This window comes from Bacteroidia bacterium, from assembly GCA_025056095.1.
Classification (GTDB): domain Bacteria; phylum Bacteroidota; class Bacteroidia; order JANWVE01; family JANWVE01; genus JANWVE01.
Genome location: JANWVW010000088.1, coordinates 1 through 10,837, shown reverse-complemented (window position 1 = coordinate 10,837; position 10,837 = coordinate 1). Strand labels below are relative to the sequence as shown.

Here is a 10,837-nt window from a genome sequence, read left to right as displayed (position 1 = left end):
AATGCCCCGACCCTTGCGTCAGCAAGGGGCACGCCCAAAAAGAAAAATTATTTTTTTCAAACAACAACACTTTTGACTAAAAACAAAAAAAGGGGCAACTAAATGCCCCTAACAACACAATAATCACTCCTTTGAGGCTACATTTTTTCTATTTTTTGAATGTAAGTTTTTTGATTCGCGTCCTGCAAACGCAAAATATACATCCCTTGTGGAACATTAGAAAGATTAAACGTAATTATACCTCCATGAACCGCAATATTAGATTGAGTTATTGTTTTACCTTTCATGTCTGTCAAGGTCAAAGCGTACATGCCCGAAGGTAATTCCATAGTTAAGTGTTCAGGAGTAGGATTAGGATATACGTTAATAGATTCAAAGTTCAAATGAGCAATACTTGATGGCGCCATGATGGTAAATACCGCATCACTTTCATCTTGAATAGGTGGAAACATAAAATCTCTAATTCGTACTTTGCACTGTGTAGAAGCACTACCACCAATTAACCAAGCGTATGTTCCACCGCTACTACCATTAGGAACGCCCATTTGAATAACATTCCAGGTAGCACCATTGTCGCGAGTTTCTTCAATGTCCACTGCACTTATAGAACCAACACTATTCCATTTGATATTCTGAGTAGAACCAATATTCCAAATTTCTGAACCATTAGGAGTTACTACCGTTATGCTCGGCTGTACAATACTGAAAACACTATTGCTACTATCCTTAATTGAAGGCGTTACTGCATCAACTACCTTAATTAAACATTGGTTTGAAGTTACAAGTGGGACAATCATTGTGTGTGTACCCCCTGAACTGCCTGATGCTACAAGAGAAGCAACATTATTCCACGTAACACCATTGTCAGTAGACAGGTATATGTTCACTGTGGGAGGAGATCCTGTAAATGTCCACTGCACAGTTTGATTAGAAAGTGCATACCACGTTTCACCACCATTAGGGCTTACCACTGTAATACTGGTGGTCTGTGAATGTAAATTCACACAGAGAACAGCAATTAGCAGTAACAATGAAAATGAATAATGTTTCATACCATGTATTAAACGTAGTAAGTTTATACATAAGTTAGCCCGAGTACCGAGAAGGTTAGTAAGTGCTTACACCTTTTGAGTATTTGAAACACTTAGTTCATTTTAGCAGATATTCCTAATTTTGGGTACATCTACTTTTGTATGTATTGGAAAACCGCCTTAATGTACAGTGGAATAGGCTTTATGCAGCTGATGCTTTTATTAAGTACAGGAATATTCATACTTCAAACACTCAAAATAAAACTCTCCATGCAATGGAAATTCTTATTTTATGCTTTATGTATTGGTCAATATGTTTGGGCAATTTCAGCTGCTTTGTATTACACCCAAGCAAAAACTGTATTAGCAGGTTCTTTACCTCTGATAGTATTAGCTTTGGTAATAACCAAAACCTCCCCCTCAGCAGAATTGACCTCATATCAACCTAAAACGTACAAAAAACTCATAAAACCTTTATTTCTACTCCCAATTATTTGGGCATGGACTTCAATTCTCAATTTTTATTGTGTATCCCTCAAAGGAAACAGTCTGTACCTCCCCCATTTTGACATTTTACATAGCATAAAAATAAGCTTACACTTACAAAAAACAGGGATAGAAACTTACTACCATTGGCAAAATACGTCTTTTCTTTTTCCCTATCATTACATAGAAATATGGCTACATGCGGCTATACAAACTTTTTGGAACCTTCAGCCTACTTGGCTTGCAATGCAGGTACTTATCCCTATTTTACAACTAACGCTTATTGTAGGTTTGCTTGCGCTGCTTGAACAGTATCAAAAAAAGGTAGATGTATTTTGGTTCATTTTAGCTTGTGGTTTTATCACTTTTCAAGGATGGTTGAATTTTTCACTTCCTTACTACGATACCCAATTCAGTTTTACGCGGTATTCAAGCATGATAGGAGTTCCCAAATTTATGGTAATAGGGACAGTGGCTTTACTCTTCATACTGATACCCTCTAAACTGCGTTGGATAGTCTTTTCTCTTTTGCCGATATTTTCCATTCTTACCTTTCCGATAGCTATTTTTTTAATGCTTGCAGAATTTGTACGCAATCAAAACAAACTGGCGCTTATATGCGCCGCATGGACTACTATTTGGATACTAACTTTTTACTTCTTCACTGCTGAACCTAATCTCTCAAATGACAACTTTACTTACTTTTTTCCTACTTTGAACAACAAGTTTATCTATATGCAGGGCTATTTTCTGTGCTTTGTGTTTTTTTTCTATCTCCCTACGTTTTTGGGACTAAAACAAGATAGAGAAAGTATGTTTGTGTTATGTACAACGGCGGTTGTGGGCTATGTTTTGCAGGTTATGTTCTACCGTTGGTATGATAGTTATCAATTTTTGTTTTTGCTTTTGTTACCTTTTTTATGGTCGTATTCATGGCTTGTGGCAATCCGTTCCCAGCTAAGACAGGTAAAAGTAGTTTTATGTTGTGTGCTGCTTGTAGCACTGTTTCAAAGTCTTTGGTACAAAAGGGATTTTCAGAGGACAGCAGTGGATAATCATTGGATTGATGAGATATATGCCTATTTAAGCACTTTGGACATTTTGGACAAAGGGGCAGCCGTATGGTACTATGACACTCGGCAAACAGACCTATTTTGTTGGAAAGATAAACCTGTGCGTATAATTCCGCTATTAGCTACAAACATTTATTTTGATAGAAATACCAATCCAAAAGATTATGATGTGGTTACGGAGCAGATAATTCAAACAAAGCTTCCTTTTAGGTATAGCTATCAAAGTTCTTTGGAAGAGCAGATATTACATTTTTGTCAGGCTAATCAGGTTCGTTTTTTAGTTTATCCGCATAAGTATTTTTTTATCCAATCTGCTAAAATGAACAAAGTTTTGCGGCGTTTTGAAAACACGAAGGAGCATCTATCTTGTGTAGTGTTGGATTGGAGATAAGTTTGCGAAGTCTTTGTAAAGTCCTGTTTTTTAAGTAAGTAAAGTTTATTTTTGGGGCGTGTCCTTGTGGGCGTTTCGCTTGCGCTCATGCCCACAAGGTCGGCGTGCTACGGGCTACGTGCGGAATGCCCCGACCCTTGCGTTAGCAAGGGGCACGCCCAAAAAATATAAATCAGAAAATTTAAATTCGTATAGCTTTTTTAGTCTTACGCTTTTGCTTCAAAAAATAAGCGGGGTAAAACATTAGTTTGAACAAACTTGTAATTAAGCCACCCAATTACTATACCTACTGCTGCCCCACCAATAACATCCAAAGGGTAATGCACACCTAAATAAATACGAGAATATCCAATCAAGCTTGCCCATAGAAAGGCAAATTTTCCAAAATGAGAGATATCTTTATGCAGCCATAAAGTTAAATAGGTAGCCAAGCCAAACATGTTTGCCGCATGGGAAGATACAAAACCATACATTCCCCCGCACTTTTCAAAGACTAAATGCACATTCGCTAAGGCGTGGCAAGGGCGCAAGCGTTTTATGTTTTCTTTCAATAGTAAATTGCTTGTTCCATCGGTCATAAAAATGAGTACTATCACAAAAAGACAGATCCACACCCCTTTTTTGCCATACTCCTCAATCAAATAAACTAACCAAAACACATATAGTGGCGTCCAAATGTATTTATCGCTAATCCAATACATTACTACGTCCCAAAAAGTAGAATGTTTGTTGTTGATCCAAAGAAACAGCTGTTTGTCTAAGTTAAGCAAAATTTCTAGCATGTTTTCAATTTTTCAAAATAATAAACTCCACTCTGCGATTTTTTGCTCTACCTTCTGGGGTAGCATTGTTGGCAATAGGTTTGGTATTACCATAGCCTTTATAGATGATTTGACTTGTATTTACTCCGCATTTGAGTATGTATTCTGCTACAGACTTTGCACGATTTTGAGAGAGTTGCATCAAATAGTTTGGGTCAGTTCCTGCTGCCCCATTGTCCGTATGTCCTGCAATTTCCACTACGATATTTGGATTAGATTTTAAGAAGTCCGCTAGGCGTTTAAGTTCGCTGTACGACTCGGCTTGTAGGCTGGCACTATTAGGTTCAAAGAAAATGTTATTAAGGCGTATAGATTGACCTACTTCAATTGGCGTAAGATAAAGATTGACTTCAATTTCTTTGAATTCTTTTAGGTCTTTGGTGTCTAAATTTTCACTTGTAGCCAAAAATCCTTGCTTATTTGCAAAAAAGCCGTATCGTTTGCCTTGGGGTAACACAATTTTATAGCTTCCATCTTTGGGGTTAGAGCGTGCTATTCCCAATTCTTGGTCTGTGGATAAATCTCTGTATGTAACGTTAGTGGCAATGGGTTCATTTGTTTTAGCGTTTAGAACTTTTCCATACACAATAAGTACGGGTTTAGGTTTAGCTTCTTGGGGTATTTCTATTTGTATAATGTCCGAAGATCCGTCAATTGCTCCCTCTGTGCTAGCCATGTAAGCATATTTACCTGATGCAGACACGGTATAATAAGCATCCCATTTGTTAGTATTGATGCCTGGACCTAAATTTTGCGGTTCTGACCAGTTTTTCCAAGTGTCATCTAATCTGCGCGTAACAAAAATATCGTGGCTGCCATATCCAGGTTTGCCATCTGTGGAGTAGTATAAAGTTACACCATCAGGAGCTAAAAATGGACTTACTTCATCTCCTACTGTATTGACGGTTTTGCCGATATTCATAGGTTTAGAGTAGCTGCGTTCACCTGTGGCAAAAGAAACATAAATATCTTTGTTACCATAGCTATCTTCTCTTTGCACAGTCATCAGTAGCACTTTTCTATCTGCGGAAACAAAAAACTCGTTATATTTAGCATGATTATAAAAGTCCTCAATTAGAATGTCTTCGGGAACACTCCAACCGTTTTCAGTTCTGTAAGTGATGGATAATCCTTGCCCTTTGTAAGTACCATCGTTTTTATATCTATGCATCATTATCATAGTGTTGTTATCAGGCATAACGGAGATAACTACATTTGCACTGGAATTATTCAGGGGTTTAGACAAATTTCTTCTGGGGGACCAATGTACTTCGTCTAAGCTTGTAGTGTACCATGCGTCTTCGGCATCTTCTGCGCCTCCTACATTTTCGGGGCATCTTTTTATGCCGTAAAACAAGGTTTTGCCATCAGGAGAAATGACAGGAGAAACTTCCTCGTATTTAGTATTTACAGTGTTACCAAGATTTTTCTTTTTTACATAACTTGGTGCATTCGGAACGACGTTAATCAGATTATCTTGCCGAATTACTAGTTTATCCACTTCAACAGTTATTTGTTTATTTGTTATGAAGCCCACACAGTTTCCAAATGGCTTTTTTACAAAAGTACTGTAAACCTTTTCGTTATTGACAAAAAAATCCCACTTTCGTCCTTTTTGTACTATCTTTACCACGTTCCAATTTCCCGCTCGATTGATAGAAGAGGTTTTTTCCCAAGATTGGATGTCAGTATATTGTCCATTGATGTATGAATACAAAATGTAGTATCCATTAGAGGAGATGCAAAAACAATAAGCATTGTCAACGTCTTTACCCCAAGTTATACCGTAGCTAGAATTTTCTAAGCCACTAACCTGCTTCATAGTAGCTTCAATAGAAAAATCTTTTTCGGGGTCTAGAAATATACTGTAATTCCAAAAAGCCCAAGCATTTGCATCTGATTCTTTTACTGTAATTCTATACACCCCGTTTTTAATCTCTTTTTGCGTTTCAGTAGTGTTTCCGTATGTCCAGCCTTTGCTGTAATCATTAAAATCGTCTTCAAACCATACTTTTTGTGCATGTAAGGTACTATAGGCTAAAAGTATCAGCAAAAGTAAACATCGCATAGTCTAAAAAACTCATATTTACTATACAAAGTTACATTAACTTGTTTTTTTGTCCAAAATTTATTTGTTTTGCAGGTCTCAACTTTGATGCCCATGTCAGAAGAAAAATTAACTACGTCAGAAGAGAAAAGTGTTGCAGAAAAGAAACAAAAAATTAGCTTAGAGGATAAGCAAATAGAGGAAATTGTCTCCCAAGCGCCCAAAGCAGAACAGTTTTTAATACAAAACAAAAAGAAAATTTTATATGGCTTGGGGATAATTGTATTAGTTACAGGTTTGATATTGACATATCTCTACTTTTTTGGGGGAGATGAAAGTGAGGCTAATGAAAAAGCCGCAAAAGCTACTATGTATTTTTCCCAAAACATTGCTGAATCTGCTCCCAAAGACTCTACGGCACTAGACAAAGCTATCAAAGGTGATGGGCAAAACAAAGGATTAGAATACATTGCCAAAGAGTACGCCAATACCAAAGTAGGTAACTTAGCAAACTACGAACTAGGTATGATTTACTACCGCAAAGGAAATAAAGATTTAGCTTTGAAGTATTTAGAAAAGTACAAACCTGGCAAAAATATATTAGCTATTACTACCTATGGTACAATGGCTGCCATCTATGAAGATAAGCTCAACAAAGAAAAAGCCGCAGAATACTACAAAAAAGCCGCAGAAGTCTACCCACTTTCTAACTTATCTCCTGCTTTTTTGATGCACGCAGGTAGAGTTTACGAGCAAATGAAAAAATATGATGAAGCTTTGGCTTGCTACCAAAAAATAAAAAATGAATATCCTGATAGTCAGGAAGCTAAAGAAGTAGACAAAAATATTGCTTTGGTAAAATACTCTCGCTAAGTTTTTGAAAGCAATGGAAAACGTGTTCCGTTGCTTTTTTCATTTTTCTTAATTATTCGTAATTTAGCCGAGATGATTAGCCCATTAGATATACGTCAGCAGACCTTTAACAAAGCTTCTTTCGGTGGATATGATAAAGATGAAGTCAGGGCTTTCTTATACAATCTCTCTCTTGAATGGGAAAAGCTGCAAGAGGAAAATCGCCAACTTAAAGTGAATATTGCTAAGCTGACCCAAGAGCTTTCTACGCTCAAAGAAGTAGAACAAGCCCTTCGTGATACGCTTATGCAAGCTAAAACTACCGCTCAACAAACTCTAGAAAATGCTGAAAAACAAGCTATACTACACATTCAGGAAGCCAAAATAACCGCAGAGCGAATTATTGCCCGAGCAAACGAAGAAGAGAAAAAAATTCAAGCAGACTTGCGCAAAAAAATTAAAGAAGTAGAACGAGAGTATAACGAAATACTTAGCCGAAGAGATGATATTATTGAGCAGTTGCGTGCCTTTTTAGCTATTCAAACAGAAAGACTGAAAGCCTTTGAAAGAAATGAAAAAGTTAGATTAGACACCTTTGAACTCTCTGAAAATGAGATGCCTACCTTAAAAATACAAGAGGAACCAACCCAAAATAAGCAAGCCCAACCTATAAACTCATCTCTGACAGATTTAGATGACATACTTAATCAGTTGTAAATATGGCAGAGGTAAAAATAGAAGAATCTTGGAAGCAAGTTCTCTCTGCTGAATTTAATAAACCTTACTTTGAAGCTTTGGTTTTATTTCTCAAACAAGAAAAAGCCAAGCAAAAAATCATCTATCCCAAAGGAAGTGAAATTTTTAATGCGTACGCCTATACTCCTTACCCCAAAGTAAAAGTTGTCATATTAGGACAAGATCCCTATCACGGCGAAGGGCAAGCACATGGATTAGCTTTCTCGGTCAATGATGGTGTGCCGCTTCCTCCTTCGCTAAAAAATATCTACAAAGAGCTACAAGATGATTTAGGAATAATTCCACCTAAAAGCGGAAACCTAACTCGCTGGGCAGTGCAAGGTGTCTTTTTACTCAATACTTGCCTTACTGTGGAAAAAGATAAGCCTTTTTCACATAAGGATAAAGGTTGGGAAGAATTTACAGACGCAACCATAAAAGCCCTTAATGAACGCAAAGAACCTATCGTATTTTTATTGTGGGGAAAACCTGCCCAAAGCAAAGAAAAGTTGATTACTAATCCTCATCACTTAGTACTCAAAGCTGCCCACCCTTCCCCTTATTCAGCGGATAAAGGTTTTTTTGGATGCAGGCACTTTTCTAAAACGAATGCCTTTCTCCAAGCTAATGGTTTAGAACCTATTCAGTGGTGATGAATAAAGAGAACTATCCATTAAGTCCGAATTTTTCTATTGCCATTTGGCTGATAGTATCACCTATAGCTAAGGATGCCGTAGCTGCAGGGCTAGGGGCGTTGAGAACATGAATTGAGTTTTCAGTTTGCTCAAAAATAAAGTCATCTGCGATACTACCGTCGGGATGAAGGGCTAAAGCACGTACTCCTGCACGGCCAGGGTGAATTTCTTCCATAGTCAGCGAAGGAATTAGACCTTGTAGGCTTTTCAAAAATGCTCTTTTGGACAATGAACGCCATTGCTCTTTAACTCCGTATGAAAAGTGTTTTGTAGTTAGCTTGCGAAAGCCCCTGAATCGTAGAGCATCTATTGTATCTTTCCATGAAAAAGCTGTTTTTGTGTATCCCTCGCGCTTAAAAGCAAAAACTGCATTAGGTCCGCACTCTACTTCGCCGTTTATCATACGCGTAAAATGTACACCCAACCAAGGAAATTTAGGATTAGGTACAGGATAAATTAAATTTTTTACTTTCTCCTTGTTCAGCAGTTCATAATACTCACCTCTAAAACCTACAATCCGAGTAAGAGGCTTCAAGCCGTACAACAGTGCTAACCTATCACTTTGCAATCCACCACAGGCTATAACGTACTTGGCGGCATACGTATTATTTTCTGCAAAGATTAAAGTATTTTCTGCCTTCCTTTCAAATCCTTTTACCTCTTGATTAGTCAAAATTATTCCTCCTTTGGATACAAAAATTTCTGCGTATTTATGAGCTACAACTTTATAGTCAATAATTCCCGTGCAAGATACATGAATAGCTTTAACGCCTACACAATAAGGTTCAAATTCTTTAATTTGCTCACTGCTTATTAAACTCACACCTTCAATTTGGTTTTCTATTCCTCTTTGATAAATGGTTTCCAAATACGGAACTTCGGTTTCATCTTTGGCAACAATTATTTTACCACATACCTCATGAGGAATATGATGTTCTTTGGCAAATTTAACTAATGCTCTACGCCCCTGTACGCAAAGTTTTGCTCTGTATGAACCAGGCTTGTAGTAAATCCCTGAATGAATTACTCCTGAATTATGCCCTGTTTGGTGAAAACCTAACTCTTTTTCTTTCTCTAATACGGCAATGGTATATCTATCCGAAAGTTTTTGTCTTAAGAAATACGCAGTGGCTAAACCTACAATTCCTCCTCCTACTATCACAATGTCATAGTTCATAATCAGCAAAAATACAAGCCCATTTACAACAAACAAAAAACTTGTATTTTTGTTTAAGCTTATGGGTAAAACGCTTGTCTTGATATTCATTTTTTTAGGTTTATGGCAGGTACTCCGAGCGCAGTATGCAATTACGGAAATAGGTATTGCCGCAGGACCTGGATATAACTATCCTTTGCAATTGGGATTAAAAAAAGTTGACGGGCATGTAGGTATGCAAGCTAATGTATTTTGTTCCCGATATTTTTGTGGCAAAAAGTATGGCTTTCATGCATTTGTAGGATACAGGGGCTTCTCACGCTTTACCGCAGAGTTTAAGGATACGAACATCAAAATTAACGGCGATATACGTTTTCATTATGCTGAAATAGGTCTTTTGTTCAAAATACGTAAAGAAAAGTTCAATAGACCTAACGAAAATGCACTCTTATTTGGACCTGTAGCCGATATTCTATTTTTAGAACGAGATAAAGGGATTATTCCTGGTGAAGGGCGTAGATTTTTAGCAGGTTTAATGCTATCAGGTTGGATACGAAGAGAATACAAGCGAAGAGCCTTTTTTATACAGCCTGGTGTGCAAGCCATGTTAGTACCCTTTCTGAAAGGAAACGCAGAATTTCTATTCCCATTTGCTACTAAATGGCTAACTGTTTATCCATTTATCAACTTAGCGTACAGCTTCAAAACTATACGGGGCTAAAATTCAGCTAATCTAGCGTTTGTATGAAAGTTATATTTGCGTAATGAATAAATATGCGATTATTGTAGCAGGGGGCTTAGGCACAAGACTGCAAGCCGATAGACCTAAGCAGTTCCTTGAAATAGCTAATAAACCTATTCTCATTCATACTCTATTTCGTTTTTTACAAGCCGTACCTGACATAAAAAAAATTGTAGTGGTTACTCATTTGGATTGGATGGAATATACGCAGCAGATTATTCAACGGCATGTAGCCAATTTTGAGTGTATTGAAGTTATAGCAGGGGGTAAAACGCGTTTTGAATCTGTAAGAAATGGCTTAAAGCATTTATCTTCTTTGCCCAATGGATATGTAGCAGTGCATGATGCCGTACGATGCTGCATTAAAATACAGGACATTCGGCAGGCTTTTGAAGTTGCTCAACAAAAAAATAACTGTGTAGTTTGCACTACGCTCAAAGAGAGTATAAGAAAAATTGTCAGTAGTGGTACAGAAGCCGTGCCTCGTGATAAGTATCTGGTTGTACAAACACCTCAGATATTTTTGTTGCAGGATATGCTTAATGTGTATTTGCAGCAGATAGAAATTGAACCTCAATACATTACGGATGATGCTTCTTTAATGGAACAATATGGGCATCAAATTTTTACGATTTTGATTGCTGACCATAACATCAAAATTACTACTCCGCAGGACTTGTATTTAGCTGAATACTTGTTACGAAATTCTTGCTCCTAAGATTGTGTGAGTTGTTTTTTTCTTTTTGGGCGTGCCCCTTGCTAACGCAAGGGTCGGGGGGGGGGGCGCACAGCCCGGCCGGGGGAGGAG

Annotated in this window: 11 protein-coding genes; 7 read left to right on the top strand and 4 right to left on the bottom strand. The window is 37.5% G+C overall.

Features of this window, described 5'->3' with window-relative positions:
- Positions 1–137 precede the first annotated feature (137 nt).
- Positions 138–1,004, bottom strand: coding sequence for a T9SS type A sorting domain-containing protein (locus NZ519_07870; GenBank protein MCS7028666.1), 867 nt, complete (start codon positions 1,002–1,004; stop codon positions 138–140).
- A gap of 189 nt (positions 1,005–1,193) precedes the next feature.
- On the opposite strand from NZ519_07870, the gene NZ519_07865 reads away from it, so the two are divergent.
- Positions 1,194–2,981, top strand: coding sequence for a hypothetical protein (locus tag NZ519_07865; GenBank protein ID MCS7028665.1), 1,788 nt, complete (start codon positions 1,194–1,196; stop codon positions 2,979–2,981).
- 58 nt (positions 2,982–3,039) lie between these two features.
- Positions 3,040–3,228 (top strand): hypothetical protein, encoded by a 189-nt coding sequence (locus NZ519_07860; protein ID MCS7028664.1) that lies wholly within the window; start codon positions 3,040–3,042, stop codon positions 3,226–3,228.
- Here the strand turns inward: NZ519_07860 and NZ519_07855 are convergent.
- Both NZ519_07855 and NZ519_07850 read right to left on the bottom strand, forming a co-directional pair.
- Positions 3,188–3,763 (bottom strand): phosphatase PAP2 family protein, encoded by a 576-nt coding sequence (locus NZ519_07855; protein ID MCS7028663.1) that lies wholly within the window; start codon positions 3,761–3,763, stop codon positions 3,188–3,190. The genes NZ519_07860 and NZ519_07855 overlap by 41 nt on opposite strands.
- Positions 3,764–3,767: 4 nt before the next feature.
- Positions 3,768–5,870: an OmpA family protein gene (locus NZ519_07850; GenBank protein MCS7028662.1), complete on the bottom strand. Its 2,103-nt coding sequence runs from the start codon at positions 5,868–5,870 to the stop codon at positions 3,768–3,770.
- 87 nt (positions 5,871–5,957) lie between these two features.
- Between NZ519_07850 and NZ519_07845 the strand changes: the two genes are divergently transcribed.
- From NZ519_07845 to ung, 3 genes are all read left to right on the top strand, one after another.
- Positions 5,958–6,722 carry a tetratricopeptide repeat protein gene (locus NZ519_07845; GenBank protein ID MCS7028661.1) on the top strand — a complete coding sequence of 255 codons (765 nt, stop codon included), beginning with the start codon at positions 5,958–5,960 and terminating at the stop codon, positions 6,720–6,722.
- A gap of 72 nt (positions 6,723–6,794) precedes the next feature.
- Positions 6,795–7,418: a DivIVA domain-containing protein gene (locus tag NZ519_07840; GenBank protein MCS7028660.1), complete on the top strand. Its 624-nt coding sequence runs from the start codon at positions 6,795–6,797 to the stop codon at positions 7,416–7,418.
- 2 nt (positions 7,419–7,420) lie between these two features.
- A complete protein-coding gene (gene ung / locus NZ519_07835) occupies positions 7,421–8,089 on the top strand; it encodes a uracil-DNA glycosylase (GenBank protein ID MCS7028659.1) in 669 nt (222 codons plus the stop codon).
- Between the two features lie 13 nt (positions 8,090–8,102).
- Here the strand turns inward: ung and lhgO are convergent, their stop codons facing one another.
- Positions 8,103–9,308: an L-2-hydroxyglutarate oxidase gene (gene lhgO / locus NZ519_07830; GenBank protein MCS7028658.1), complete on the bottom strand. Its 1,206-nt coding sequence runs from the start codon at positions 9,306–9,308 to the stop codon at positions 8,103–8,105.
- 61 nt (positions 9,309–9,369) lie between these two features.
- Here lhgO and NZ519_07825 point away from each other — a divergent pair, with 61 nt between their 5' ends.
- Both NZ519_07825 and NZ519_07820 read left to right on the top strand, forming a co-directional pair.
- Positions 9,370–10,008, top strand: a complete 639-nt coding sequence (locus NZ519_07825) for a hypothetical protein (protein ID MCS7028657.1) — start codon at positions 9,370–9,372, stop codon at positions 10,006–10,008.
- A 43-nt stretch (positions 10,009–10,051) separates the two neighbouring features.
- Positions 10,052–10,747, top strand: coding sequence for a 2-C-methyl-D-erythritol 4-phosphate cytidylyltransferase (locus tag NZ519_07820; GenBank protein MCS7028656.1), 696 nt, complete (start codon positions 10,052–10,054; stop codon positions 10,745–10,747).
- Positions 10,748–10,837: the final 90 nt, after the last annotated feature.